The 24417-nt window shown below is 63.2% G+C and carries 28 protein-coding genes and 2 tRNA genes; 19 read left to right on the plus strand and 11 right to left on the minus strand.

The window, feature by feature from the left end; translation table 11 throughout:
* Positions 1-74 precede the first annotated feature (74 nt).
* Positions 75-311: a glutathione S-transferase N-terminal domain-containing protein gene (locus HYG81_RS31485; protein ID WP_180840150.1), complete on the plus strand. Its 237-nt coding sequence runs from the start codon at positions 75-77 to the stop codon at positions 309-311.
* A gap of 33 nt (positions 312-344) precedes the next feature.
* Here HYG81_RS31485 and HYG81_RS31490 read toward each other — a convergent pair whose 3' ends face one another.
* Together HYG81_RS31490 and HYG81_RS31495 are read right to left on the minus strand one after the other, a co-directional pair.
* Positions 345-1229: a mechanosensitive ion channel family protein gene (locus tag HYG81_RS31490; protein WP_180840151.1), complete on the minus strand. Its 885-nt coding sequence runs from the start codon at positions 1227-1229 to the stop codon at positions 345-347.
* Between the two features lie 102 nt (positions 1230-1331).
* Positions 1332-1871, minus strand: a complete 540-nt coding sequence (locus HYG81_RS31495; protein WP_180840152.1) for an HIT family protein — start codon at positions 1869-1871, stop codon at positions 1332-1334.
* Positions 1872-2124: 253 nt separating this feature from the next.
* On the opposite strand from HYG81_RS31495, the gene HYG81_RS31500 reads away from it, so the two are divergent.
* Positions 2125-2325, plus strand: coding sequence for a DUF7835 family putative zinc beta-ribbon protein (locus HYG81_RS31500; RefSeq protein WP_180840153.1), 201 nt, complete (start codon positions 2125-2127; stop codon positions 2323-2325).
* A gap of 143 nt (positions 2326-2468) precedes the next feature.
* On the opposite strand, the gene map is transcribed toward HYG81_RS31500, so the two are convergent.
* Positions 2469-3368 (minus strand): type II methionyl aminopeptidase, encoded by a 900-nt coding sequence (gene map, locus HYG81_RS31505; RefSeq protein WP_180840154.1) that lies wholly within the window; start codon positions 3366-3368, stop codon positions 2469-2471.
* Positions 3369-3426: 58 nt separating this feature from the next.
* The gene (locus tag HYG81_RS31510; RefSeq protein WP_226777487.1) at positions 3427-3570 is read right to left on the minus strand and encodes a hypothetical protein; all 144 of its coding nucleotides are present in this window, start codon (positions 3568-3570) and stop codon (positions 3427-3429) included.
* 718 nt (positions 3571-4288) lie between these two features.
* Here HYG81_RS31510 and icd point away from each other — a divergent pair.
* The 6 genes from icd to HYG81_RS31540 all read left to right on the plus strand — a co-directional run bounded on the left by icd (position 4289) and on the right by HYG81_RS31540 (position 7976).
* Positions 4289-5551 (plus strand): isocitrate dehydrogenase (NADP(+)), encoded by a 1263-nt coding sequence (gene icd, locus HYG81_RS31515; protein ID WP_180840155.1) that lies wholly within the window; start codon positions 4289-4291, stop codon positions 5549-5551.
* A 141-nt stretch (positions 5552-5692) separates the two neighbouring features.
* Entirely contained in the window at positions 5693-6463 is a 771-nt protein-coding gene (locus tag HYG81_RS31520) for a hypothetical protein (RefSeq protein WP_180840156.1), read from the plus strand.
* A 45-nt stretch (positions 6464-6508) separates the two neighbouring features.
* Entirely contained in the window at positions 6509-6835 is a 327-nt protein-coding gene (locus HYG81_RS31525; protein ID WP_180840157.1) for a hypothetical protein, read from the plus strand.
* A 33-nt stretch (positions 6836-6868) separates the two neighbouring features.
* Positions 6869-7306: a GNAT family N-acetyltransferase gene (locus HYG81_RS31530; protein WP_180840158.1), complete on the plus strand. Its 438-nt coding sequence runs from the start codon at positions 6869-6871 to the stop codon at positions 7304-7306.
* Between the two features lie 115 nt (positions 7307-7421).
* Positions 7422-7721, plus strand: coding sequence for a winged helix-turn-helix domain-containing protein (locus HYG81_RS31535; RefSeq protein ID WP_180843024.1), 300 nt, complete (start codon positions 7422-7424; stop codon positions 7719-7721).
* 96 nt (positions 7722-7817) lie between these two features.
* A complete protein-coding gene (locus HYG81_RS31540) occupies positions 7818-7976 on the plus strand; it encodes a hypothetical protein (RefSeq protein ID WP_180840159.1) in 159 nt (52 codons plus the stop codon).
* A 41-nt stretch (positions 7977-8017) separates the two neighbouring features.
* Here HYG81_RS31540 and HYG81_RS31545 read toward each other — a convergent pair whose 3' ends face one another.
* The gene (locus HYG81_RS31545) at positions 8018-9394 is read right to left on the minus strand and encodes an NRAMP family divalent metal transporter (protein ID WP_180840160.1); all 1377 of its coding nucleotides are present in this window, start codon (positions 9392-9394) and stop codon (positions 8018-8020) included.
* 134 nt (positions 9395-9528) lie between these two features.
* Between HYG81_RS31545 and HYG81_RS31550 the strand changes: the two genes are divergently transcribed.
* On the plus strand, positions 9529-10293 hold the full coding sequence (locus HYG81_RS31550; RefSeq protein ID WP_180840161.1) for a CPBP family intramembrane glutamic endopeptidase: 765 nt from the start codon (positions 9529-9531) through the stop codon (positions 10291-10293).
* Between the two features lie 59 nt (positions 10294-10352).
* Here the strand turns inward: HYG81_RS31550 and HYG81_RS31555 are convergent, their stop codons facing one another.
* Positions 10353-10694 carry a cupin domain-containing protein gene (locus HYG81_RS31555; protein ID WP_180840162.1) on the minus strand — a complete coding sequence of 114 codons (342 nt, stop codon included), beginning with the start codon at positions 10692-10694 and terminating at the stop codon, positions 10353-10355.
* A gap of 107 nt (positions 10695-10801) precedes the next feature.
* Here HYG81_RS31555 and HYG81_RS31560 point away from each other — a divergent pair, with 107 nt between their 5' ends.
* Positions 10802-11326, plus strand: a complete 525-nt coding sequence (locus HYG81_RS31560) for a DUF5817 domain-containing protein (RefSeq protein WP_180840163.1) — start codon at positions 10802-10804, stop codon at positions 11324-11326.
* Between the two features lie 80 nt (positions 11327-11406).
* Positions 11407-11784: a hypothetical protein gene (locus HYG81_RS31565; protein WP_180840164.1), complete on the plus strand. Its 378-nt coding sequence runs from the start codon at positions 11407-11409 to the stop codon at positions 11782-11784.
* Positions 11785-11845: 61 nt separating this feature from the next.
* On the opposite strand, the gene hmgA is transcribed toward HYG81_RS31565, so the two are convergent.
* Both hmgA and HYG81_RS31575 read right to left on the minus strand, forming a co-directional pair.
* Positions 11846-13072, minus strand: a complete 1227-nt coding sequence (hmgA, locus tag HYG81_RS31570) for a hydroxymethylglutaryl-CoA reductase (NADPH) (RefSeq protein ID WP_180840165.1) — start codon at positions 13070-13072, stop codon at positions 11846-11848.
* A 56-nt stretch (positions 13073-13128) separates the two neighbouring features.
* The gene (locus HYG81_RS31575) at positions 13129-13521 is read right to left on the minus strand and encodes a hypothetical protein (protein WP_180840166.1); all 393 of its coding nucleotides are present in this window, start codon (positions 13519-13521) and stop codon (positions 13129-13131) included.
* A 162-nt stretch (positions 13522-13683) separates the two neighbouring features.
* Here HYG81_RS31575 and HYG81_RS31580 point away from each other — a divergent pair, with 162 nt between their 5' ends.
* Positions 13684-14667 carry an LLM class flavin-dependent oxidoreductase gene (locus HYG81_RS31580; protein ID WP_180840167.1) on the plus strand — a complete coding sequence of 328 codons (984 nt, stop codon included), beginning with the start codon at positions 13684-13686 and terminating at the stop codon, positions 14665-14667.
* Positions 14668-14812: 145 nt separating this feature from the next.
* Positions 14813-15268, plus strand: coding sequence for a DUF2267 domain-containing protein (locus tag HYG81_RS31585; protein ID WP_180840168.1), 456 nt, complete (start codon positions 14813-14815; stop codon positions 15266-15268).
* Between the two features lie 15 nt (positions 15269-15283).
* Here the strand turns inward: HYG81_RS31585 and HYG81_RS31590 are convergent, their stop codons facing one another.
* Positions 15284-15739, minus strand: a complete 456-nt coding sequence (locus HYG81_RS31590) for a DUF5814 domain-containing protein (RefSeq protein ID WP_180840169.1) — start codon at positions 15737-15739, stop codon at positions 15284-15286.
* Between the two features lie 180 nt (positions 15740-15919).
* On the opposite strand from HYG81_RS31590, the gene HYG81_RS31595 reads away from it, so the two are divergent.
* The 3 genes from HYG81_RS31595 to HYG81_RS31605 all read left to right on the plus strand — a co-directional run bounded on the left by HYG81_RS31595 (position 15920) and on the right by HYG81_RS31605 (position 18015).
* Positions 15920-15991, plus strand: a tRNA-His gene (locus tag HYG81_RS31595).
* Between the two features lie 294 nt (positions 15992-16285).
* Entirely contained in the window at positions 16286-16639 is a 354-nt protein-coding gene (locus HYG81_RS31600) for a hypothetical protein (protein ID WP_180840170.1), read from the plus strand.
* Between the two features lie 89 nt (positions 16640-16728).
* Positions 16729-18015 carry a DUF2238 domain-containing protein gene (locus HYG81_RS31605; protein ID WP_180840171.1) on the plus strand — a complete coding sequence of 429 codons (1287 nt, stop codon included), beginning with the start codon at positions 16729-16731 and terminating at the stop codon, positions 18013-18015.
* Positions 18016-18120: 105 nt separating this feature from the next.
* On the opposite strand, the gene HYG81_RS31610 is transcribed toward HYG81_RS31605, so the two are convergent.
* A complete protein-coding gene (locus HYG81_RS31610) occupies positions 18121-18981 on the minus strand; it encodes an aldo/keto reductase (RefSeq protein ID WP_180840172.1) in 861 nt (286 codons plus the stop codon).
* A gap of 374 nt (positions 18982-19355) precedes the next feature.
* On the opposite strand from HYG81_RS31610, the gene HYG81_RS31615 reads away from it, so the two are divergent.
* On the plus strand, positions 19356-19595 hold the full coding sequence (locus HYG81_RS31615; RefSeq protein ID WP_226375944.1) for a hypothetical protein: 240 nt from the start codon (positions 19356-19358) through the stop codon (positions 19593-19595).
* Between the two features lie 385 nt (positions 19596-19980).
* On the opposite strand, the gene HYG81_RS31620 is transcribed toward HYG81_RS31615, so the two are convergent.
* Positions 19981-20054 (minus strand) — tRNA-Phe (locus HYG81_RS31620).
* Positions 20055-20275: 221 nt separating this feature from the next.
* Between HYG81_RS31620 and HYG81_RS31625 the strand changes: the two genes are divergently transcribed.
* Both HYG81_RS31625 and HYG81_RS31630 read left to right on the plus strand, forming a co-directional pair.
* Complete coding sequence (locus HYG81_RS31625) at positions 20276-20722, plus strand: DUF7344 domain-containing protein (RefSeq protein ID WP_180840173.1); 447 nt, start codon at positions 20276-20278, stop codon at positions 20720-20722.
* A 708-nt stretch (positions 20723-21430) separates the two neighbouring features.
* Positions 21431-24211: an ice-binding family protein gene (locus HYG81_RS31630; protein ID WP_180840174.1), complete on the plus strand. Its 2781-nt coding sequence runs from the start codon at positions 21431-21433 to the stop codon at positions 24209-24211.
* Positions 24212-24417 lie beyond the last annotated feature (206 nt).

The raw sequence follows: 24417 nt of genomic DNA on the forward strand, positions 1-24417 counted from the left end.
TACAACCGCTCGCGATCCAGCGAGTCATGCTATCGGCACGTACTCTTTTGACGAATCGGAGCGTACGCCGAGGCATGCTCACGCTCTATCAGCTCGAGGGCTGTCCCTACTGTGAACGCGTCGCCGACCGCCTCGAGGAACTCGATATCGACTACGAGAGCGTCTGGGTCGAGGGACTGCACTCGACGCGCGACGAGGTCAAGCGCGTCTCCGGGCAGCGCCAGGTGCCCGTTATCGTCGACGAGGAGTACGGCGTCACGATGGCCGAATCCGAACGGATCGTGGACTACCTCGAGACGACGTACGCGTAAACACGACCGACGTATCGACCCCGATACCATCGGTCACCTCTCGCTCCTGTCGTCAGCATCGTCGGCTCTCGAGCGGGCCGTCGACCCGGTACCAATCAAGCTCTCGAGCGACTGCGCCGTCGCCGTCCCGAGGTCGATCCCTTCTCGCTCGAGGCGCGCAACGACTTCGCGGGCGTACTCCGAGCGGATACGGCCGTACGTACTGCGGTCGGGGTCGGCGATCCAGAACCGCGCGACGACCTGGATCGCGTCACCGAGGTCCGCGATCCGTGCGGTCGGCTCCGGGTCTGTGAGGATCTCCGGGTGGTCGACCGCCGCATCGGTCAGAATACGGGCGACGGCATCGAGATCGTCGTCGTAGCTGACCGCGACTGGGAACTGCAATCGGATGCGATCGTTCAGGACGGCGTTGGTAACTGCGCTCGCGGTTAGCTCCGAGTTCGGCACCGAAATGGTCTCGTTGTCGAACGTGCGGACGCGCGTCGATCGGAAGCTGATGTCCTCGATGATCCCCTCTTGATCGCCCCAGCGGATCCAGTCGCCGATGTTGAACGACGGATCGGTGACGATGAACGCCCCGCTGACGAAGTTACCGACCACGTTCTGGGCGGCAAACCCGAGTGCGACTGTCAGCGCGGCGACCAGGATCGCTGCCCGGTCGAGAATGAAACTGAGGCCGGCGACCGAGAGTCCGATCACGATGGCGGCCGTGATCACGCCGAATCCGGTCATGCGCTCGAGGCCCTGTTGAAGCGTCCGTTCCGTGCCCCGGTAGTGCAACACGGTGCTTACGAGCGGCTGGACGGCGAACCGACCGATCGCGTACACCAGCGCGACCGTCAGCAGAAAGGTCGCGACGTTGTCGAGCAGGGAGAGATACGCCGCGATCAGTTCCTCGAGCTGAGTCAGTTCGGACACGCGTTCGGCGTTCGCCGGGAACTCGGACAAGGGTTTGGCCGGCAGTCGCACCGACTGTCGGAGTCGAGCCGCGGGATGGACGGTATTCCCCGATGGGAACTGTTACTCGAAGACGACGGCGCTGTCCGCGTCGGGAACGGTCGCACCGTCCTGCGCGGCGAACGCGTCGTGGACGTGCTCGTAGGTCGCCTCGAGTGCCTCGACGATTACCGTCGTCTCACTCAGGACCGGCATGAAGTTGGTGTCGCCCTGCCACCGCGGCACGACGTGGGTGTGTAGGTGGTCATCGATCGAGCCACCGGCCCCGTCACCGAGGTTCAAGCCGGCGTTGAAACCGTCCGGCTCGAGGGCGGCAGTGAGTGCGTCGAACGTTCGCTGTTTCAAGCGGGCGTGGTCGAGCAGGATATCGTCGCCGAGAGCGGTGTAGTCGCCGGTATGGGTGTGTGGGATCACCATCAGATGTCCCGGATTGTACGGATAGTTGTTCAGCATGACGAACGCGTGCTCGCTTCGGGCGACGAGCAGGTTCTCTCGATCGGATCCCTGCTCGGGCAGTTCGCAGAACACGCAGTCCTCGATATCGGGGTTTTTGTCCTCGCGTCTGATCCACTCGATCCGCCACGGTGCGAATACCTGTTCCATACCCGATACTATTCGACGCGCGCCTAAAGCGTTTCAGTCCCCGATCTTGCACCACTCACTTCGGGAAATACCACCACTGCTGTATGTTACAATAGGACATAATTCTTCTATAACTGAACGAGAACCGGTTCTGAACGATATCGGACTATCTGAGTGTCTCTTTCGCCTATGTTAACGCCGTCTTGCGGTTTTCACGACTCAGATTTCAAAATGAAGCATGGGTTTAAGATGAGGCTATACAATGAATTCAGTAATGGCAACAACTAACGACTCCTTTAACGGGATGACCGAGCACTGCGAAAACTGCGAGTTAGACACCCTCCACGAAGTTTCCGTCCAGATCCGAACCGAGAGCCTGAAGAAAGAGAACGCCCAGTTCTCCCGCGAGCCATACCGCGTCCGTGAGTGCCAGCGGTGTGGGGACCGCTCGAGTCAACGGATGAACAACGCCTGAACGTCGTCTAAATTTCTGACAACTGCTATCTACGCGACTAGACGATTCGCCTTCTCTCTTGCATTCTGTCTTCGTTCGATGCGACAGCTGCGCTCGATTCATGCATTACCGATTCGAATCGCCGATACTGACGTGGGCTGTGATTACCTCGCAGTCGTCACTTCGCAGCCGTCTTCGGTGATGATGATCGTGTGCTCTTTCTGACTGACGAGGTAGCCGTCGTCCTCTTTGAGAACGGGATAGCCGTGGACAATATCGTTGCGTTTGAGCCGACGCAGCGCCATCTCCGGGCGATCCGTCTCGAGCCACCGCGTCGCGAACGGTAGCGTTCGGAACTCCTCGGTGATCTGGTCCAGCGCGTCGCGAGCCTGTCGGTTTCGGACGGTGCCTTCGCGCTCGAGCGAGAAGATTTCCTCGCTTCCGCCTTCGCTGACCTTGCCACCGCCGTCGGTCGCGAACGGCTCGATTGCGACGACGTCGCCGACCTCGAGCGTCGTTCCCTGCGAGACGGCCCGGTTCGGAATGTTCGGGCTGGTGTGTTGTTCCCAGTGGCCGAGTCCGTGACCTGTCAGGTTGACGACTGGGTTATAGCCGTAGCCGTCGATCACGTCTTCGATTGCCGCGCCGATGTCGCCGGTTTCGACGCCCGGTTCGACGATATCGAGGGCGGCCTCGAGAGCCTGTTCGGAGGCTTCGGCCAGTTCGGGATTGCCAGAGAGGTCGACGGTGATCGCGGTGTCAGCCAACCAGCCGTCCACGTGGACGCCAATATCGAGGTTGATCATCTCCTCGCCGAAGGTCGTCTCGTCGTCGATCGACGGCGTCGCGTGGGCCGCTTCCTCGTCGACGGAGATGTTGACGGGGAAGGCGGGTTTCCCACCGAGTTCCCGAATGCGATCTTCGGCCCACTCGGCGACCGCGAGGTGGCTCGTGCCGACCTCGACGCGGTCGGCTGCCTCCTCGCGCACTTGCGCGAGGATTTCGCCCGCCTCGCGGTGTTTCTCGTACTGCTCTGACTGGAGGTCTACCTCGGATTCGGCCATGCACCGGGGTTGTATCGGTCGACAAAAAGAGGTTCCGTCTCTCCGCCGGTCACCGGCGTTACTGACCCACCCGCCCGCGCGAGTGGTGTCGCTCGCGATCGACCCACTGACATTCGGAACAGGTGGCGACGCCCTGGACGTTCGACAGCGTCGCGGTACAGTGCGGACACCGGCGTGCGGCGTACTGCGGCGGTCGGAGCATGCATCGACCGATGGCTACGTCAATAATAAAACTACCCCACGACGATTGTCGAAATACGGCGCGAGCAGCGTCGCCTGGAATCGATTCTCGAGCGAACAGCTCTCTGTCCCAACCGTTCGCGGAAGAAATCACGCGTATCGACATCGAGGGTCGTGAAACGGTCGCCACGGGTTATACTGATGCGGGTCTCGAGTTAACGTGGCGTGAGAGACGCCAGGAATCGGGCGGGTACTCACTGGCACGCTGAGACCGGCTCGGAGCCCGTGATCACCGCTTCGAGACGACGGCACGAGCGAGTTCCCCCGGCGGGTGGATCACTGGTCTCGAGGCGGCGCTCTACGAGTGCTCTACAACGGTTTTTGTCGGATCAATGTACTCGGTGAGTAACGGCTGTGCGACCGTCGACGGTCGACCACCGATCGGAGCGAAACTGCTCACGGTGTGCCACCTGCAGAAAGTGCCCAATCACGGCCCGACGTCCCGCCGGCTCGTCCTGCTCTCGCTCTCCGGTCTGGAACGCGGCTTTTTTATACCGCGGATCGAGTATCGTTAATGGTTTTTATACGGGTTTTGAGACCGTCTCCTCGCCATCCAGGCCGTCCAGTCGTCTGTTTTCACCGTTCCCTCGCGTTCAGCGGGACTAGGTATCGGGTCAACTTTTGCCAGCCCGCGACGGAATGGTAGACCTTTTACCCCCGTCGAAGAACGTCTAGACGAGATGAGCTACGACAAGATCGAGGTCCCCGACGATGGGGAGCAGATCACGCTGAAAGACGGTACCGAGGACGAACTCGAGGTACCTGACAACCCGATTATTCCGATTATCTACGGTGACGGTGTGGGCAGCGACGTCGGCCCCGCCGCACAGAAGGTGCTGGAGGCCGCCGCGGAGGCGACCGGTCGCGACATCAACTGGATGCGACTCTACGCCGGCGAATCCGCACGCGAGAAGTACGACGAGAACCTGCCCGCCGAGACCGTCGAGGCGATCAAGGAACACCGCGTCGCGATCAAGGGTCCGCTGACGACGCCCGTCGGCGCTGGATTCCGATCGCTCAACGTCGCCCTGCGGAAGAAGCTCGACCTCTACGCGAACGTTCGACCGACCTATTACATGGACGGCGTTCCGTCACCGGTCAAAGACCCCAGCGAGATGGACATGGTCACCTTCCGTGAGAACACGGAAGACGTCTACGCCGGCATCGAGTGGGAGGCCGGCACCGACGACGTCCAACAGGTCAAGGAGTTCGTCGAAGACGAGATGGGCGACGACGACGTCATCCACGACGGTCCCGTCGGTATCGGCATCAAGCCGATTACCGAGTTCGGATCCAAGCGTCTCATCCGTCGCGCCATCGACTACGCCCTCGAGCACGACCGCGACTCGGTCACGCTCGTCCACAAGGGCAACATCATGAAGTTCACCGAGGGGCAGTTCCGCGACTGGGGCTACGAGGTCGCAGAGGAGGAGTACGGTGACGAGGTCATCACCGAGGACACCCTCTGGGAGGAACGCGACGGTGAAGCGCCGGAGGACGCGGTCGTCGTCAACGACCGTATCGCCGACAACATGCTCCAGCAGCTGCTGACTCGAACCGGCGATTACGACGTCATCGCGACGATGAACCTCAACGGGGACTACATGTCCGACGCCGCCGGCGCACAGATCGGTGGCCTCGGCATCGCCCCCGGTTCGAACTTCGGCGACGGCCTCCTGCTGGCCGAACCCGTCCACGGCTCCGCACCCAAGTACGAGGGCCAGGACAAGGTCAACCCGACCGCCATGATCCTCTCGGGCCGCATGATGCTCGAGTACATCGGCTGGTCCGACGCCGCCGACCTCGTTCGCGACGCCGTCGAGGAGACCATCTCCTCGGGCAAGGTCACCTACGACCTCGAGCGCAACCTCGAGGACGCCGAGAAACTCGCCACCAGCGAGTACGCCGAGGAAGTCGTTAGCAATATCGAGAAGCTCTCGTAGAGGCAACTGACCGTCGTTTCTTCCGTTTTCCGTTCTTTCGGCTACTATCTCTCGGCTAGTCCGCGACGAGTCGACATCCAACTATGATTTCGGTACTGATATGAACGGCAGAATTATAACCGATCGAATACGCTGATTGGTATGGACTCGAGGTCCGATCGGGCCGACGACCCGAACCGCGCGGCCGATCCGTTGACCCGGCTCCGCGCCGGTCGGGAGCCGGGTGACGACCTCGTTCCGGCACTTGCACTCGTCATCGCCGGGGTACTGGTCCCGCTGTTCGTCGCCGCGCGATACGAAGGCCTCCTCGAACTGTACATCGATCCGAAGGAGTACAGCATCCTCGTCGCGTTAGGCGTCGGACTCGTGTTCTGGCTCCTCGTGGACGGGTTCGACCTCGATCGCGTCACCGTGTTCGGGACGGCGATTATCGCACCGATGCCGGTCACGATAGCGGTTGGCCTCCTGGCCGCCGTGCTCGATTTAGCGTGGCTGGGTAGTTCCGTCGTCGACGAGCTCTTCCCGTATTCGCTCGCGATCACGGCCGCCGGTGCGCTCGCCGTCGGTCTCTCGCTGCTGACCGAGCAGCTATCGATCCGCCATCCGCGGCTTCCGGAGCGTCGGTGGCTGGCGCTTACGGCCGGCGCGACGGCACTTTTCGGAATCGGTGCTGGAGTCGGTATCCGGTATGCGAGGCCGCCATCGGCGTCTCTCGAAGACGTTCGCGTCCACTACAGTGCCGCGGAGGCATCGTTTTCGGTGTTTCTCGATATCGACTCGACCGACCTCCACATCGCTGTCGTCGCACCCGACGGAACGATCACGAGGGACCAGCCGTTCGAGACCGAGGCCGAACGCGGATGGACGACGGTCAGGATCGCCCAGCCCCGCGGGTCGCTCTACCGCGGCTAGTTCGAGATTCGTCTCGGTACGTTCTGGGGGAACACGGTCGATTCGATGCCGATCAGTGTCGAAGACGGTCCCGTCCTGTCGATCCAGCGCGTCGAAACCGACCAGTTTCGACCGAGCGAGACCGTCGTCACCGCCACTGTCGAAAACGGCGGCGATGTCACTGGTGCGACGGCGGTCGATCTCCGCGGTGCCGGGGGCAACGAACTCGACAGCACCACCGTTCGTCTCGAACCCGGAGCGACGACCGACACCAGATTCACGATTCGCCGAGACGACCGCGAGACGGACCGCGACGAGCTCTTCGTCACGGCGAGACTCGAGGGTGCCGAGACGGAAGACGACCGGCGACGAGTCGATCTCTCCGAAGAGTAACGTTCTCACCAGCGGCGGACGTATCCCCCAGTGATGGACGATCTCGAGGTCCGAATCGCCGATGCTGAACGAGAACGCGAGGACGCCTTCGCGGTCAGACGGGAGGTGTTCGTCGAGGAACAGGGTGTCGACGAGGACGTAGAGTACGACGAGCACGACGAGACGGCCACCCACGTCGTCGCCTACGACGGCGACGAACCGATCGGCGCGGCGCGACTGCGCGAGTACGAGGCTGATATCGGCAAGGTCGAACGCGTCGCCGTCCTCGAGTCGCGACGAGAGGAAGGCGTCGGTCGTGCCCTGATGCAGGTCCTCGAGCAGCGGGCCGACGCGCTGGGGTTTACGGCGCTGAAATTGCACTCGCAAACGCGGGCCGCTGATTTCTATCGGAGTCTGGGCTACGAACGACGCGGGGACGAGTTCGAGGAAGCCGGGATCCCCCACGTCGAGATGCGGAAGTCGCTAGTGTGATCGGCCGTCGAATACTTCAGAAACGTCACTCGAGTCGAGACAGTTCGACGGTCCGCTCCTTGCGGACGAGTTGCTGCCCGAGCGGAGTATTCTCTCGCTCGAGGAGTACCTCGCGATGCAGCGTTCGATCGGCAACGAGACGCGGTTTCGCGTCCTGAACGCACTCGTCGACGTCGGGTCTCAGAGCGCCAGCGAGTTACGCGACCGCCTCGAGATCGAGTCGAACGTGCTCCACTACCACCTCGACGAACTCGTCGACGTCGGTCTCGTGGAGAATAGAAAACGCAAGGAACCCGATAGCGACGGGCTCTATTCCTACTACCGAGCGACCTCGCTCGGCGAGGGTATTCTGGAACACGGCGTCCGCGAACTGATGCGGCGGGAGTGGGACGCGCTCGAAGAGTATAGCGCGTGAGCGCCATCCGTGTTCGACTGAACTAATCGCCGTCGAAACCGGTGTCTTTCGAGCGTCTGACTGACTTTCAAGGGCCAGCGTGTGGCCATCGATGCTATGGAGCAGGTCATTCACCGCCCCCTGAGTGCGGTCATGTCGACGGTAACGATGGTGCAGAAAGCGGGTCGTCTCCTCCTCCCGCTTGCAGTCGCGCTCGCCATCACCGGCGGCGGACTGCTCGTCTTCTTCGCGCTGGTTTCCGCCCTGTTGCTGTAACGGCTCGATCCCATCGGTTTCGCCGGTTGCTGATTCCTGATTCAGTTCGCGTCGATCCGATCCCGGACGAATCGCCCGGCCAGTCCGACGAGCGCCAGCGCCATCGCCGCGGCGAACGTGACGACGAACGCCGAGGCCGGCTCGGTGACCGTCTCGAGTTCCGCGAGGACGAACTCGCCGGCGAGGACGACTGCGACGACGAACAGCGCGAGACCGCCGAGGTTCGCCGGCAGCGAGTTCGTCTCGGGAACGACCGCGGAATCGTTCAGCAAGTAGAGGATCACCGCGATGGCGAAGGGCGTGCCGACGAGCCCGAACGCCAGCGTGAGGACGAGTAACTGGAAGAACGCCCCCTCGAGAAACGCGCCGGCGGCCGAAGCGAGCGCGACGGCGACGATCGCGGCCCGGTACCGGCCGTCGTCGACGGACTGCTTCCAGCCGAGTTTGTCGGCGAGGAGGTAGGGCGGGACGATCGTGTTCCCGCCGAGGGTCGAGACCGCCGCGCCCAGAAGGCCGGCGAGGAACAGCCACATCGCGTACTCGCCGGCGATCGGGCCGAGCGTCTGGGCGGCTCCCACCCCGTCGATCGTCGCCGGATCGACGCCGGCCGAGGGCAGGACGCTCGCCGCGACGAGAAAGACGCCGAGGCTGAAGATCCCGAAGGCGACAAGCATCGAACTGACGACGTCGAACGTCGCGATGTCCGCGTCGCGTGCGGTCCAGCCGCGGGCGCGCATCGTGTAGCTCTGCATCGTCAGCAGCGTGATGTGGACCGCGCCGCCGAGGATCCCTGCGGCGACGAGCGCCCCGTCGACGCCGGCCGGAATCGCGGGTTTCAGACCGCTCGCCGCCGCAGCCGGATCGATCGGGACGACGAACGCGCTCGCGATGAACGCGATGACGACGATCGAGACGAGGAGCTTGGCACCGACCTCCGCGAGGCGATAGCCGCCGCCCGCGAGTCCCAGTGCGAGGATCACCGCCCAGAGCACGCCCCAGAATCGCGGATCGGTCAGCGCGGCGGTACCGATCCCCGCGCTTTCGGCGACCGTCGCACTCACGCCCGCCAGCGTCTTCATGATGACGAGCTGGGCGAGCCCGGCGGCCAGCACGACGTCGACCACGAGCACCCAGGCCCAGAACGAGCCGAGGTGGCGCTCGACGACCGTAACGATCCCTGCTTCGGTGAGCAGCCCCAGCCGCATCGCGAGATACTGGCCGACGGTTCCCAAAACGGCCGATAGAACGACGACCCACAGCAGCGCGTAGCCGAAGCTCGCACCCGCAACGAGCAGACTGGCCATGGTCGCCGGCCCCGCCGCGATCGCGCCGGCGAGCCACGTCGGCCCCAGTCGCTCGAGAAACGATCCGATTCGTCCGATACCCCACGTGTCCGACGACCGTGACTCGGTTGCCATCGATCCCTCTTTCGAAGTCGTGCATATAACTCCGTGGTATTCATGGATATTACAAACCACTCACATACCTACTGATCTATCGTCGGACTCGAGACATCCGTACTACTATACCGTTCACCCATAATGAAATACTAATGACATCAGGTCCATCCGATCGGTGGATCGACGTCGGTGGGCCCTCGATCGACCGACAGCGACGGCTCTCGGGAACCGTCGCGCCGCTCGCGGAACTCCCGCTGTGGATCGGGATCGCGCTCGCGCTCGTGCCGTTTCTGTTCCCGGTCCTGGCGTTTACCGCCATCTATACTGTCACGATGGGGTCCGATCCCGGACTCCCTGAACAGTTCGCGAACCTCCCGCTGGGGATCGGGTACTGCTGTGTCCTGGCCGTGCTCCGGTGGCGGTTCGACGACGCGATCTGGCGAGCGAGTGCCGTTTTTCGCCGTCCCTCGATCCGAGAGATTGGTGCCGCGCTACTCGCGGCTATCGTCGGGATCGGCATCGTCATCGGAATCAACCGGTACGCCGCGACTGTCGGGTTCGAACCACACGATCCCGGACAGGTCACCACGTCGGTCGATCTCGCGATCCTCCTGTTCGGATCGGTGCTCGTCGCCCCGATTGCCGAGGAACTCCTCTTTCGCGGACTGGTCTTCGGTCAACTCCTGAGTCGGGGCTACGGGCTCCTCGCCGCGGCAGTCCTGTCGGTGCTGCTGTTCACGGTAATTCACGTCTTCATCGCCGGACTCGTGAGCATCGCGGTCGCCGGCGTCCTCGGCGCGCTCCTGACCGTCCTGCGGGTGTGGTACGACAACCTCGTCGGCGCGTGGCTCATGCACGCCCTCATCAATACTGCTGCCCTCCTGATCGCACTCGCCGTTCTGCCCGCACCGTGGTGATCCGCTGATCGAACCCGACCGATTCGACGCGGCGTAGACGAGACCCCGTCCCGAATCGATCAGTCGGATTGCCAGTTCGGGTTCTCTCGCGACGGACTGAAGATATCGACACCGCGGACCGTCTCGTCACCGCGATTCTCGGCTGCGTGGGGCTGGTCGCCCGGAATCGCGTAGGAGTCGCCGGGGCCACAGACGACCTCCTCGCCGTCGCTGACGAACGTCAACTCGCCCTCGTACAGAAAACCGGTCTGCTCGTTGGGATGGCTGTGCTCCTCGACGACTGCGCCGGGTTCGATCTCGAAGTGCTGGACGTTCATCGAGTCGGTACCGGCCATCAGCGCCAGGTTGACGCCGTCGGCGGCTTCCGACGGCTCGAGGTCGGTCAGGGAAACGCGTTCCATACGCTACGAGAGGGGGCGGACCGCCTAATAGTTCCGCCGGTGTTCCGGTCGTTTACTTCCGCTCCGGTTGCCGAACGTTGAACTGTCGGGGCGGCCCACTGTCTGCTATGTACGCCGTCGTCGGCTGTAGCGAGTGTTCGAACCTCTGGATCATCGAGGGGCGCTCCGAGACGACCCAGTGTCCCCGCTGTGGCTCGCGGAAGGGCTACGAAAAGCGCAAGAAGTTCGTCGAAACCGACGACGCCGCCCACGCTCGCGACGTCCGCGCCTCGATGCTCGCGAACCGGCAGGGCGAGGGCGAGGCCTTCGCGAAACTCGACTCCTTCGCCGACCTCGAGGACGAGGTGGCCGACGGCGTCGTCGACGACGCGGAGTACCTCGAGGGGTCCGGACTCGACGTCGCGGAAGTCGAGGCAGCCGGCGACCGCGACCCGCGGGGGTCGGCCCGCAGCGGTAGCAAGCAGGAGATCGTGAAGGGTGCGCTCGAGGCCCTCGAACGGCCGACCGAGGACGACGTGGTCGAGTACGCGGGCGAGCGGGGGGTTTCCGCCGAGTACGTTCGGGACGCGCTCGAGAAACTCGCGCGACGCGGCGTCGTCAGCGAGAGTCGCGGCCGGTATCGCCTGCTGTAGTTCGGGACGACTGTTTCACCTGCCGGTACCCGTCCCGACCGTATCGCCACGGCTTTCCCCGTCCAGCGACGCGAGTCGGTATGACAGCGACGACCGGTCTCCAGGGGAGAATCATCGGTGCGGGACTCCTGGCTGCGATCGGGGTACTCGTCTACGGGACGGTCGTCAGCGAAACGATCGCGGGGGTCGAGGCGACGGTCGCGACGACGTGGATTTTCGTGGCGACGTTCGCCGTGCTCGCCGTCGCTCACGCGAGCGTCGGACGGTACGATCTCACGCTCGGACATGGCGGTGCCGCCGTCGGCTGGCTACTCGTTTTACTGGGGACGATAGGGCTGCAGGTCGTCCTTGGACTGATGCTTCTCGTCCTCTCCGGGTGTTACATCGCAATCAGAACGGTTCGGCACGGCACAGCCGAGGACGGCACCGAGACGGGAACGACGCAGGAATCAGCGTAGTCGACGCCGACTTCTCGTTTTCACCACTCGAGCGCTGACCATCTTCACACACGATCGAGCGCTATCGCCCCAGGTCCTCGTGTGCGCTCGCGAGATGACGCGACGCGAGCGCGGCCAGCAGGGAGAGTTCCCCGGCCAGCGCGCCGACGGCGATGATCTCGGCGAGCGCGTCGGCGTTTGACCCCGCCGGATCACCGCCGCCCCGGAGGTCGAGGATCTCGAGCGCCTCCGACTGCGTGGGCAGTTTCGTCCCTCCACCGACGGTCCCGACCTCGAGGGAGGCGAGCGAGACGCTGGCGTAGAGGTCGGTGGTACCGTCCTCGCGCTCGCGGGCGTCCATCGTGGTAATCGTGTTGGCGGCTTCGACGACCTGGGCCTCATCTTGGCCGGTCGCGAGGAACGCCGCGCCGACCACGTTGGCGGCGTGGGCGTTGAACCCCAGACTGCCCGCTTTGGCGCTGCCGATCAGGTTTTTGCGGGTGTTGGCCTCGACGATGGCGTCGGCGGTCGTGTGGAGGCGTTCCTCGAGGAGGTCGCCGGGAACGACGACGTCGGCGGTCACGGAGCGCCCCCGTCCCTCGACGGCGTTGATGGCAGCGGGTTTCTTGTCCGAACAGAGGTTCCCCGAGAGCGCGACGAGCGAGGCGGGGGTTTCGGCCTCGACGATCTCGCAGGCCTCGCCGGTGGCGATCGTGGCCATGTTCATCCCCATCGCGTCCTTGGTGTCGTAGGCGAAGCGCAGGAAAACGGAGTCGCCGACGACGTAGGGCTCGATGTCGAGCAGTTCGCCGTGGCTCGTCGTGGATTCGGCGGCCTCCCGAAGGACCTCGAAATTGGACTCGACCCACTCGACGGTTTCGGCTGCCTCGGCGACGCCGGTCACGCGAAAGACTGGCGCTCGAGTCATGCCGTTCTTCGTCACGCGTGCGTCCGCGCCGCCCGCGGAGCGGATCACGCCCAGCCCGCGGTTGACCGACGCCAGCAGTGCGCCCTCGGTCGTCGCGAGCGGCAGGTAGTGCTCGCCGTCGGCCGCACCGCCGGAGACGGAAACGGGGCCGACGACGCCCATCGGTACCTGCGCCGCGCCGATCATGTTCTCGATGTTCGGGTCCGCCTGCTCGGCGGGGAACGCGTAGTCGCCAATCGCCTCGAGTTCGGTTCCCGTCTCACGTTCGACGAGTATCCGGCGCGCTTCGGCCGCGGTGTCGTAGTCGGCGTGGTCCTCGAGTTCGTGGAGACGAAGGTCGCCCTCGCGCACTCGCTCGGCGAGGTCCTCGGGAGCTGTCATGGGTGGGACGAGACGGTCGGACGCCCTAACAGTTGCTGATTTTCGCCGCTCGCGGCTCACCGATCGCGCAGGTCGAACGAAATCTCGTCGCTGACGGCACGGTATCCCTCGAGGGCCTCGTAACAGAGCAGTCCGAGGATCGACCCGGTGCCGATCGCTGCGATCAGCAGATAACGAGTGCCCGACGCGTCGTCGGCGAACGCGACCGCGAACACCGCCGTAGTAACTGCGGCGAACCGGAGTCTGCTCCGCGAGCGGGGACCGGGTTCCGCGAGCGCGAGATACAGTTGCGGGAGTGCGACGGCGATTCCGGCGAACAGCACAAACGCGAGCAGCGGCCGATCGCGGAGCGCGACGCCGGTCTGGCGTTCGACGACCATCGAGCCCGAAACGATGACGACGAACGCCAGAAGCGAGCCGAAGATGACGCGGCCTTCCCGATCGATCATAGAGATGGATCATCGGCCGAACAGGTCAACCTTGTGCAGGATTGCAGTTTCAGCGTCCGTTCCGTTCGATTCGCTTCTCGTTGGACGCCCGTTGCTATCGACCGTCGATTCCGTGTCGCGATGGGGCGTCGATTTTTGCTGCTGGGTGTACACAGGGCGGGCATGGACGTTGGACTCATGGTAACGTCGTTCGGCGATGTCGACCTCGCTGACGTCGCCGTTCGTGCGGAAGACCGCGGCTACGACGCCGCCTGGGTCGGCGAGCTCTGGGGCGCGAGCGGCGTCGTCCAGGCGACCGAGATGGCCTGCCGGACCGACGAGATCGAGATCGGCACCGCAATCGTGAACGTGTACTCCCGATCGCCCGCCGTCCTCGCGATGACGGCGGCATCGCTCGCGGACGCATCCGATGGCCGATTCACGCTCGGCCTCGGGACGAGCACGGCGACGGCGATCGAGGGACTCCACGGAACGGCGTTCGATCGCCCGGTGCGGCGCGCCCACGAGACGATCGAACTGATCCGCGAGTTCACCACGGGGGACGGCGAGCCCGTCGACTACGAGGGCGAACTGCTCGAGGCGGCGGACTTCCCATCGATCGAAGCATCGGTGCCGATCTATCACGCCGGCCTCGGCCCCGCGAATCGCCGCGTCGTCGGCCGACTCGCTGACGGCTGGATTCCGCACAACATCCCCTTTTCGACCCTCGACAAGGCGTTCGAGGAGGTGGCAGACGCCGCACGGGAGCGCGACCGGGAGCCCGGCGAGATCACGATCGCGCCGTACGTCCCGTCGGCGGTCAGCGACGACCGGAGCGAGGCTCGAGACACCCTGCGTCGGCACATCGCCTACTACGTCGGGAGCGGCGAGGGCTACCGCAGGGCGGTCGCGACGAAATTCCCCGAGGAGGCGGACCGAATCGCCGACGCCTGGCGCGGCGGCGACAAGCGGGCCGCCGCGAACGCGGTGACGGACGAGATGATCGCCGACCTCGGGGTCGCCGGAACGCCCGACGAGGCCCGCGACCAGCTCCGGACGCTCGTCGCCGAGACGGGAATCGACCATCCGATCGTCGTCGTTCCCGAGCCGGCCTCGAGCGAGGTGGCCGAGACGACGATCGACGCGCTCGCACCCGAGCGACTGTAGTCCGTTACTCGGCGGGATCCTCGCTGGTGATATATACCCTCCCGCGCAGCCGATGCCGTGTGCCCGAACTGCGGCCGACGCTTGCGAATCCGCGGGTAGCGCTTTTGCTTCGAACGGTACACAGTCTCGAGCACGAGGCAACACGATGAGTACGAGCTACACCGATTTCGTCGGCGAGGTACAGCACAGAATCGAGGCCGGCCGGCAGGCCGAAGCCGTCCGAACCGTTCGTGCGGTCCTCGAGACGCTCGGCGAGCGCGTCGACGAGGGCGGCGCGACGGACATGGCGAGCCCGCTGCCGATGGAGATCGATCGGCACCTCCTGGCCGCCGATCACGGGCAGGGCTACGACTACGACGAGTTCGTCGACCAGGTCCTCGAGCGGCTGAACTACGATGATCTGGATCTCGACGCGTCCTACGGGCGGCCGTCGAACGTCGATCGGGCCGAGGCGGTCTACCGAATCAAAGCGGTCGTCGAACTGCTGAGCGAGCAGGTTCCCGGCGGCGAACTGGCCCACGTCGAGGAACAGTTCCCCGACGAGTTCGCGGACATGTTCGAGTTCGTCGACGTCGAGACGAAACCCTGGGAGGAAGCCTGAGGCGCTCGGTTGCGGTTATCGCGCAAGATCCTGCTTCGCCCGTCGGATCTCGTCGTGGGCCTCGTCCGCGCCGTCGACGCGGGCGAGTCCCTCGGCGGCCTCGAGGGTCCGGACGGCGTTGTCGAGAAAGGAGAGCACGTCGCCGGAGTAGGCATAGACCATGTAGTCGTCGGTCATCACGTCGACGATCGCGTCCGGTCCCAGTCCCTGGGCGCGTAACTCGAGGAGGTACTGGAGGAACTTCCGCTCCGGACAGCCGCAGTAGGGGTTGTTGTCACAGCCGCAGTCGAGGAAGTCCTGCGTGAAGTCGAGGACGCGGTCGCGGGTCGCGTCGTCGAGTTTCTCGAGGCCCTCGCCCTGAAAGAGCATGTCGAGCGTCGCCCCTTTGAAGGCTCCTTTGGGGATGTTCGTCTCGAGCTGGGAGCTGAGCTGGCGGTGGTTCTTGACGTAGATCTTGTCGGTGATGGCCACGCGTTGCCGATTCTTGGGGCTGCGGGTCGAAAAACGTCTCGGTCGCGAGCCGACTCGAGTGTAAGAGGGTATCAGGGACCACTCACGCCGGCCGAAATCGCACGGTACGGAGTTCCACACTCCATCGCAGAGTCGTAACGTATTTTAGTCCAACCGGCTGTAGGTTGATATGCAAGCGTGTCCGGGTTGGGGTAGTGGTTATCCTTCAGCCTTGTGGAGGCTGAGACGCGGGTTCGATTCTCGCACCCGGACTTTTTCACGATGTCGTCGCGAAGGAAGTGAGCGACGGCTCGGAGCGGTATCACCGCTCGGGCGAACGGAGTGAAGAGTGGAAAAGCCGGAAGGCGAAATCGAACCGGAGAGTGAAGCGAGCAACGCGAGCGGAACGACCACGGTTCGATTCTCGCATCTGGAGTTCCTGCGGCTTATGGATCCGTTTATCGCAAGAGCTCCCAGAAAATCGAACTCGTTTCGTGACAGACCGGCGGACGCGACTCACCGTACTGGGGCGCAGCTTTTTATCGCGGCGTTCCGCCAGTTGCTGGTATGACCCGTGGTCTGGAGCCGACGGAAGAGTACGACGGTTCCGTCACCGTCCGTCTGTTAGACGATCGGACGGGACGAGAGGAAATCCGATGTACATCATACGAAGACGCGATCGCCGTCATCAAAGAGACCCACCGCTCGGTCACGGTCGCGAAGCTCGTCGACCGAAACGGAGCCGTCGTCTTCACCTCCGCCGAGATGGATATCGACGACTGGGAGACGGAGTGGGAGCACGCAAAACGCCGCATGTCCGTCGACGTCGAGGCGTACGACTGTCCGCACGACAGCGTCGGCTGTTTCGCCGACGATCTCTGCGTGCAGTGTCAGATCGATAGAGTCCAGGAGCGATACTGACCGCTAACGAGACGTCTCGAGCGCGTGAACGACTCGAAACGGCGCACTCATGCCTTCGCGTTTAGGGGACCCATCCCCTAAACGGGGATATGGCGGATGCTCGACTCGGTGGGGCGTTCGATGGGTCACAGCGAAACGCGGCACTGGCCTGGGTTATTACGATCGTGCTTGTCGCGCTCGCTATCAATCACGGACTCGCAGACTCGTACCGGTGGCTCGCCTTCACCGCGTTTGCAGTCGCGATCGTGTTGCTCCCGGTCGCCGCGTTTCGGGACCCCCTCGCGATGCCGCCCTGGGAACTGCTGGTTCTCGTTTTACTGCCCGTCGTCGATGCGACGGTGCTCGGCGAGTCGTTCCTGACGTCGATCGTGACCTACCTCGCCGTCGCTGCAGTCGCGCTCGTCGCGTGCGTCGAGCTCGATCGGTTCACTGCGGTTCGTATGAACCACGCGTTCGCGGTCACGCTCGTCGTGTTCACGACGCTGGCCGTCGCCGGCGCGTGGAACGTCGCGCAGTGGCTCGCCGACGTGACGTTCGAGACGAACTACATTCTGGACGGCCGCTCGCAGGACGCGGCCAATCGCGCGTTGATGATCAACTTCGCGTACGCGGCGGTCGCCGGCCTGCTCGCGGGGTTCGTCTTCAGCCGTTACTTCCAGTCGTACGGTGTGGACGAAGTCGATACCCAGCGCACGTCTGCACCGCAGAAGTCCTCGCCCGACTCGGAATCGGATCCCGTTCCGACGCTGATACGGGATCGACTGGACGCCCCCGACAAATTCGTCAATCTGCTCTCTCGCGTCATGCAGGCGGCGCTCGCCGTCATCCTGATTTACGGGATCGTTACCCGCGATCTGACGACGGTCTCGAACACCGCCATCGCACTCGGGATCACCTTCCTCCCCGCCGTCCTCGAGCGGGACGCCAAACTGCCGCTCGAGCCGGGACTCGTGTTCTGGCTCACCGCGGCCGTGTTTCTCCACGTGCTCGGCTCGGCCGGCCTCTACGCGCTGATCGGTCCGTGGGATAGCCTGACGCACACGGTTTCTGCGTCGATCGTCGCCGCGGCGGGCTACGCGGTCGTCCGGGCGATCGACCTCTACACCGATGAAATCTACATCCCACCCGCGATGCTATTCGCGTTCATCCTCGTGTTCGTCCTGGCCTTCGGCGTCGTCTGGGAACTCATGGAGTTCGGCATCGACTGGAGCGCACAACGGCTCGGCCTCGACGCGGTCCTCGCGCAACACGGCCTGAACGATACGATCGTCGACCTCGTCTACGACGCCGTCGGAGCCGTCGTCGCCGCGATCTGGGGCTCGTTCTACCTCACCGATCTCTCCCAGCGGATCGCAGGCCGACTCGATGGATCGTAGCTAGCTCGTGTCGGCTCGAGCGATACTGGCCGGTCCGAGTCAGCTCGAGCCGCGTTCACTCCAGTCCGTTCGAGCCGGTTCCAGCCGAAAAACGAGTGTGGGCGCTCAGTCGGCCACTTCGGTCAACCGCTGTACCTCGTCGTCGCTGAGCGAAAGCTGTGACGCGGCGACGTTCGACTCGAGGTGGTCCGGATCCGAGGTGCCCGGGATGGGGAGCATCACGTCCGAGCGCTCGAGCAGCCACGCCAGTCCGATCTGTCGTCGGGTCGCGTCGTGCTCGGCCGCGATCTCGTCGAGGAGGTCGCCGTGTTCGTCCAGATCGTCGCCGTTGATCGGGGCCCACGGGATGAAGCCGATGTCCTCGTCGTCACAGATCTCGAGCACCTCCTTGCTCCCGCGATCGTTCAGGTTGTAGCGGTTCTGAACGGTCGCGATTTCGACCTGTTCGCGAGCCGTATCGAGGAGTTCGGGTGAGACGTTGCTGACGCCGACCTCGTCGACGACGCCTTCGTCTTTGAGTTCCGCGAAGGTCGCGACGGAGTCCGCGTACGGCGTGTCGTCGTCCGGTCGGTGGAACTGGAAGAGATCGATGGTGTCCGTCCGGAGCCGATCGAGCGAGGTAAGCACCTGATTGCGGATGTAGTCCGGATCGCCGTGGGCGATCCAGTCGCCCTCGCGGTTGCGCAGCAGGCCGGCCTTGGTCGCGACCAGCACGTCGTCGGGGTCGCCGATTGCCTCGCCGATGAGTCGCTCGCTCGCGGCGGGGCCGTAGGAGTCGGCCGTGTCGATGAGGTCGACGCCGCAGTCGACCGCGTGCTCGACGACTTCGCGTGCGGTCTCCTCGTCCTCGGGCGCGCCGATGATGTCATCGCCGGTGAGGCGCATCGCGCCGAAACCCAGCCGGTGAACGGTCGAACCGCCGATCTCGAACGTATCGCTCTCGTTTGTAATCGAGTTACTGCTCACGGCTGTACTGTCAGTCTCTGCCCTCTTGAGGAGTGGGCTTCCCCGAACGGAATGCCGGTTGTATGGTCACTCGAGGTTCGTAATCATTGCTCGGCATGTTGTCGGACGGGACCGACCGTTTAAACCTCAGGCCGCGTTCGCGGTACCTTGGGCTCTCTGACGACGCGAACCTCTGATTCTCTCGGCCCGAAACGGCTCCATCGTTCGGAACGACTTCGCGTCGACTGCTCGAGGGATGACGGCTCCTCGCTGACTGCACCGCGTCCGATCCGAATCGGTTCGCCGTCGAGTTCGTTGGCCTGGCTCCGGGCCGATGAGGGTCGGGACCGAATCGTCCACATCGTACTTATGTTCCCACCGTCCGTCGCGCCGATATGAACGGCACTCGCGAAGCGATTCTGGACTGTCTCGGGACGCTTCCCGACCGCCCCGATCCGGCCGTCGAGACCGTCTCGAGTACGAGCGCCGACAGGTTCGAGCGCCGACTCCTCGAGTACGACATCGAATCAGCTGGCTCGAGCCCTGCTACCGTGCTCTCTGTCACACCGAAAAGGGACTCGGCGCGTTCTCCCTCCTCGATGCGGTCTAATCCGTCTCATCGGTTGAAAGACTGAAATTCAGCGGTTCTCGAGCAGCGCAATCCCTTCATCGCAGCTCGAATCCCACCAGGGATCTCGGGGGAGAAATACTGTCGAAACCCACTCTGTCCGGTTACTAGAGAACGTTTCGGAGAAGTATGCCGCCTCCCGGATTGTGAACTACGCCGGAGAACCTGCGCGAAGCGCAGAACCTCCGTCTAGTTCAAATCCGTTCGGGTGCAGTTTCGCGGCCGACGACTCACTCGCTCCGCTCGTTCGTATTGTCGGCCGTAGAAACATGCCGCCTCCCGGATTTGAACCGAAACCAGACGTGCTCGCTTCGCTGCGCGCGACTGGTAGGGTTCAGAATCCGGTCGGCGTCGTTTCTGCGCTTCCTCACTTCGTTCGTCGCCGCAGAATATGCCGCCTCCCGGATTTGAACCGGGGACAGCTCGATCTTCAGTCGAGTGCTCTCCCAGTCTGAGCTAAGGCGGCCTACCACACTCTCCGGCCATGGTATAAAAAAGGATTTCGAATCGGGATCGGCGTTCCGTCCTGCTTACAGGAGGCGGACGGACGATCAGTCGACTCGAGTAAGTCATCGAAAAACGAGTAACGGAGAGGATACGGGAACATATATACAGGATTACCCGTCGTCTGTTGGAATATCAGATATTCAAGACACCCTTTTCTGCACTGGAGAGTAGTATCCTGTTATGGAAACCCTTACCTCGAGCCAAGCGGAACAGGAGCTCTCCGCAGACACCATCCTCGAGCTACTGGCCAATCGGCGGCGACGGTACCTGCTGTACGCATTGCGCGGGCGAGAGGATCCGATCGAGCTATCGACGCTGGCCGAGACGGTCGCGGGCTGGGAACACGACGTCCCGCCGGACGAGGTCGCGAAAAACGAGTACAAGAGCGTCTACGTCTCGTCGGTCCAGTGCCACGTCCCGAAACTCGACGACGCGGGCGTCGTCGACCACAACGAGGACAACCACACCGTCATCCTCGCAGATAACTTCGACCAGCTCGAGCCCTACCTCCGGATCGTCGTCAAGGACGAACCGGAGAACTCGACGCTACACGCCGCTCTCCAGACCGAGTCGGGCGACGGCCTACTCGGCCAGATCCGGGAGAACGTCGCACGACTCAAACAGTGACGACCGCGGCGCGTATCGCGCTCTGTGTCCATCGTCCGACTGATCGACTCGAGGCCTCTCGTCCGTGTTCGGCGACCGCGGACTCGCTCGCCGCTTTTCTATTCATCTCTGCCGGTGCTTAATCTCGTTCTCAGGGCTCGAGTCGCTATCCGAAACGAAGTCTGCCGCTCGCCAGTTGTTCACGAGAAAACACTGGGCTCGAGCGTGGCTCGTCCAGAATCTGACGAGGCACTAGTAACCCATTATACTATATACAGGCCTCAAATCGCCTAGTTAGCGACGGTACACGAACGCACGTGTGTTGCGATTGGTATCGATTACTCGATCCGATAGCACCGACGGATCGGACGCGCGTTCGACGCGGCCCTCAAGGACTCGTGTGACTGCCCGTCCAGCCTCGCTGCGCTGATAGGGATCCCTGCCAGGAGAGCTTCCGCTACGGATTCGGCTGTAGAGGCCGTAATACGTGCGTTTGGGTGGAGGGAAGCAGCATGTACACCATCCAGACGCGTTCTGAGGACCCGACGTCGTCAATTGTGGTTCCCGCCTGACCCGATGGGAACTACTGCTACTCCGAAAGCACCGGATACCTCAGCAGCGTACTCCGAACTGACCAGTAATTCTGAACAGGAGATGAAATCAAAACAGAATCATCTTTCGTAACCGTAGTTTGAGGATTACAATACTATCCGTTAGTGATTACCAGATATGGATTACAGTCCGACCAGAAGAACTGTCATCACATCGAGTGGGTTGCTCACAGCCGGCCTCGCCGGCTGTATGGGCGCCATTCAGGAAGATAACGATCCGGAAGAGACGTCCACGAACGCGCTTCAAGTCCAACAAGTGGACGGCCCAGCACCGGTCGACCTCGGGACGGCCTGTGACTTTTCGATCCTGGCAAAGTCCGGAATATCGAGCGTTCCCAATTCCGACGTGGCAGGGGACATCGGCGTGAGTCCGATCGGTTCGACCGCCATAACCGGGTTCGATCTAACGCTGGACGAATCTGGCGTCTACTCGACGTCGACGCAGGTGGACGGGCGGGTGTACGCGGCCGATTATGCGGAGCCGACCCCGTCCAGATTGACCACGGCCGTGAGCGATATGGAAGCCGCGTTCACCGATGCGTACGGCCGCGTCCCACCGGACGTTACGGAGTTAGGTGGCGGCAATATCGGTGGGGAGACGCTTACCCCGGGCGTCTACAACTGGAGTACGGACGTCCTGATCGACGACGATATCACCATCGAGGGTGGCCCGGATGACACCTGGATCTTCCAGATCGCGGGGGATCTCACCGTGGCGAGCGGGGTGACAGTTAATCTGGAAGGGGGCGCACAGGCCGAAAACATCGTCTGGGTAGTCGCCGGCGGTGCCGGTGTCGAGATCGGGACGGACGCGAACTTTGCGGGGGTCGTGCTGGCGCAGACGGGGATCAACGTGCTCACCAACGCAACGGTGGACGGCTGTTTGTACGCCCAAACCGACGTCAATCTTCAGATGGCGACGGTCACCGGGTGCGACTGCGATCTCGTCGACCTGCGAGTGGACTCGGCGTGTGAAGATGAGGACGGGGAGATCACGGTAACGAACCCCAACGACGTCTCGGTAATGGTAACCGTCACCGGTCCCGATGCGTACGAGGAGACGATGGAGGTTCCCGCCGGCGGTTCGGCGACGTGGGGGACTCTCGCGGACGGAACGTATTCGCTCGAGACCGACAATATCGCAATCGGTCTCGATATCACGACGCTCGACATTAGTTGCGATCCGACCGTCCCCGACGTCGTAACGACGCCAGCGACGGACGTCAACGGCTCGACGGCCACGCTCAACGGTGAGTTGACCGACCTCGGCGACTTCGACACCGTCGATGTCTTCTTCGAGTGGCGTGAGCTCGGCACGGACGAGTGGATCGCCACCGACACACAGACGCTCGACGCGCCCGGCGACTTTAGCGCCGGAATCGAGGGTCTCGAGCCCGGCAACACGTACGAGTTCCGGGCGGTCGGGCTGGCGAACGGCGAGCGGATCGAAGGGGCCACGCTTCGCATCATCAAGACGGTCCCAGGTGTTCCGGAGGTCGTCACGTCGCCGGCGACGGAAGTCAACGGCTCGACGGCCACGCTCAACGGCGAACTGCTCGATCTCGGGGACTTCGACGCGGTCGACGTCTTCTTCGAGTGGCGTGAACTCGGCACGGACGAGTGGACCGCAACCGAGACTCAGACGCTCGACGCGCCCGGCGACTTTAGCGCCGGAATCGAGGGCCTCGAGCCCGGTGGTACGTACGAATTCCGGGCGGTCGCAGTGACCGATGACACGCGCGACGAAGGAGCCGTTCTCTCGTTCACCAAAGACGAACCCGGCGCACCCATCGTCGAAACCCAGACGGCGACGGAGATCAACGGATCGACGGCGACGCTCAACGGTGAATTGATCGAGATCGGGGACTTCGATTCCGTCGATGTCTTCTTCGAATGGCGTGCGATCGGCGAGGAAGACTGGACTGCCACCGAGTCCCAGACGCTCGACGCACCCGGCGACTTCAGCGCTGGAATCGAGGGCCTCGAGCCCGGCACCACGTACGAATTCCGGGCGGTCGTCGTGGCCAATGGCACGCGTGAGGAAGGAACCATCGTCTCGTTCACCAAAGCTGAGGCCGGCGTCCCCAATGTCGAGACACAGCCGGCGACGGAGATCAACGGTTCGACCGCGACGCTCAACGGTGAGTTGACCGACCTCGGCGACTTCGACACGGTCGACGTCTTCTTCGAGTGGCGTGAGCTCGGCGCGGACGAGTGGATCGCCACCGAGTCCCAGACGCTCGACGCGCCCGGTGACTTCAGCGCCGGGATCGAAGGCCTCGAACTCGGTACCACGTACGAGTTCCGGGCAGTCATGGTCGCGAACGGCGAACGGTTCCTCGGAGCCACGCTCTCGTTCACCAAATTCGGGCCGGACGAGTTGGACGTCGAGACGGAGCCAGCGACGGAGGTCAACGGCTCGACGGCCACGCTCAACGGCGAACTGCTCGAACTCGAGGGTGCAGCGGAGGTTACCGTCTACTTCCTGTACCGCGTCGAGGGAACGACGGTGTGGATGTTCACCGACGAAGCGGTCCTCACCGAACCCGGACCGTTCAGCGCGACGGCGACGAACCTCGAGACGGGCACGACCTACGAGTTCCGAGCGGTCGCCCAGGTGGGCGACATGGTGGTGTACGGCGATATTCTGGAGTTCACAAAGGAACCCGATGACGGCGATGACGGAGATGACGGCGATGATGGAGATGACGGCGATGACGGTGACGATGGGAAGAACAAGAAGAAGAAAAAGCGCGAATACAAGCGCGCAAAACGCGAGTACGAGGAGTACAAAAAGAAATACGAGAAAGGGAAGGTGAACAAGAAGCAACTCAAAAAGAAGCGACACGCGTACGAGCGCGCAAAACGCGAGTACGAGGAGTACGTAGAGGACTGTTAGAACGCATCCTGATCCGGTCGATTGATCGGTTTTGGGTCACATTCGATCGCGCGACCGTGACGTCGCTTCGGCCGTTTTCTTCAGTGTCCGATACGGAGAGCGACGTTGGATGGCGTTCGTACAGAATGTGGGTTGGCTCGAGCGGGTTCGAGCCACCTGAACTTCGCTCACTAGCGTTCGCTCGTTCCGTAGTTTAACCCACCACT

Origin of the sequence: Natrinema zhouii (assembly GCF_013456555.2) — an archaeon.
Taxonomy (GTDB): Archaea; Halobacteriota; Halobacteria; order Halobacteriales; family Natrialbaceae; genus Natrinema; species Natrinema zhouii.

What these genes read in the sequence shown, in the direction of transcription:
- HYG81_RS31575 (WP_180840166.1), bottom strand. Translation starts at nt 13,521, where the DNA reads ATGATCGATCGGGAAGGCCGCGTCATCTTCGGCTCGCTTCTGGCGTTC.
- HYG81_RS31560 (WP_180840163.1), top strand. Translation starts at nt 10,802, where the DNA reads ATGTACGCCGTCGTCGGCTGTAGCGAGTGTTCGAACCTCTGGATCATC.
- HYG81_RS31500 (WP_180840153.1), top strand. Translation starts at nt 2,125, where the DNA reads ATGGCAACAACTAACGACTCCTTTAACGGGATGACCGAGCACTGCGAA.
- hmgA (WP_180840165.1), bottom strand. Translation starts at nt 13,072, where the DNA reads ATGACAGCTCCCGAGGACCTCGCCGAGCGAGTGCGCGAGGGCGACCTT.
- HYG81_RS31605 (WP_180840171.1), top strand. Translation starts at nt 16,729, where the DNA reads ATGGCGGATGCTCGACTCGGTGGGGCGTTCGATGGGTCACAGCGAAAC.
- HYG81_RS31520 (WP_180840156.1), top strand. Translation starts at nt 5,693, where the DNA reads ATGGACTCGAGGTCCGATCGGGCCGACGACCCGAACCGCGCGGCCGAT.
- HYG81_RS31565 (WP_180840164.1), top strand. Translation starts at nt 11,407, where the DNA reads ATGACAGCGACGACCGGTCTCCAGGGGAGAATCATCGGTGCGGGACTC.
- HYG81_RS31540 (WP_180840159.1), top strand. Translation starts at nt 7,818, where the DNA reads ATGGAGCAGGTCATTCACCGCCCCCTGAGTGCGGTCATGTCGACGGTA.
- icd (WP_180840155.1), top strand. Translation starts at nt 4,289, where the DNA reads ATGAGCTACGACAAGATCGAGGTCCCCGACGATGGGGAGCAGATCACG.
- HYG81_RS31535 (WP_180843024.1), top strand. Translation starts at nt 7,422, where the DNA reads ATGCAGCGTTCGATCGGCAACGAGACGCGGTTTCGCGTCCTGAACGCA.
- HYG81_RS31600 (WP_180840170.1), top strand. Translation starts at nt 16,286, where the DNA reads ATGACCCGTGGTCTGGAGCCGACGGAAGAGTACGACGGTTCCGTCACC.
- HYG81_RS31630 (WP_180840174.1), top strand. Translation starts at nt 21,431, where the DNA reads ATGGATTACAGTCCGACCAGAAGAACTGTCATCACATCGAGTGGGTTG.
- HYG81_RS31550 (WP_180840161.1), top strand. Translation starts at nt 9,529, where the DNA reads ATGACATCAGGTCCATCCGATCGGTGGATCGACGTCGGTGGGCCCTCG.
- map (WP_180840154.1), bottom strand. Translation starts at nt 3,368, where the DNA reads ATGGCCGAATCCGAGGTAGACCTCCAGTCAGAGCAGTACGAGAAACAC.
- HYG81_RS31580 (WP_180840167.1), top strand. Translation starts at nt 13,684, where the DNA reads ATGGACGTTGGACTCATGGTAACGTCGTTCGGCGATGTCGACCTCGCT.
- HYG81_RS31510 (WP_226777487.1), bottom strand. Translation starts at nt 3,570, where the DNA reads ATGCTCCGACCGCCGCAGTACGCCGCACGCCGGTGTCCGCACTGTACC.
- HYG81_RS31485 (WP_180840150.1), top strand. Translation starts at nt 75, where the DNA reads ATGCTCACGCTCTATCAGCTCGAGGGCTGTCCCTACTGTGAACGCGTC.
- HYG81_RS31585 (WP_180840168.1), top strand. Translation starts at nt 14,813, where the DNA reads ATGAGTACGAGCTACACCGATTTCGTCGGCGAGGTACAGCACAGAATC.
- HYG81_RS31615 (WP_226375944.1), top strand. Translation starts at nt 19,356, where the DNA reads ATGAACGGCACTCGCGAAGCGATTCTGGACTGTCTCGGGACGCTTCCC.
- HYG81_RS31530 (WP_180840158.1), top strand. Translation starts at nt 6,869, where the DNA reads ATGGACGATCTCGAGGTCCGAATCGCCGATGCTGAACGAGAACGCGAG.
- HYG81_RS31555 (WP_180840162.1), bottom strand. Translation starts at nt 10,694, where the DNA reads ATGGAACGCGTTTCCCTGACCGACCTCGAGCCGTCGGAAGCCGCCGAC.
- HYG81_RS31545 (WP_180840160.1), bottom strand. Translation starts at nt 9,394, where the DNA reads ATGGCAACCGAGTCACGGTCGTCGGACACGTGGGGTATCGGACGAATC.
- HYG81_RS31625 (WP_180840173.1), top strand. Translation starts at nt 20,276, where the DNA reads ATGGAAACCCTTACCTCGAGCCAAGCGGAACAGGAGCTCTCCGCAGAC.
- HYG81_RS31495 (WP_180840152.1), bottom strand. Translation starts at nt 1,871, where the DNA reads ATGGAACAGGTATTCGCACCGTGGCGGATCGAGTGGATCAGACGCGAG.
- HYG81_RS31525 (WP_180840157.1), top strand. Translation starts at nt 6,509, where the DNA reads ATGCCGATCAGTGTCGAAGACGGTCCCGTCCTGTCGATCCAGCGCGTC.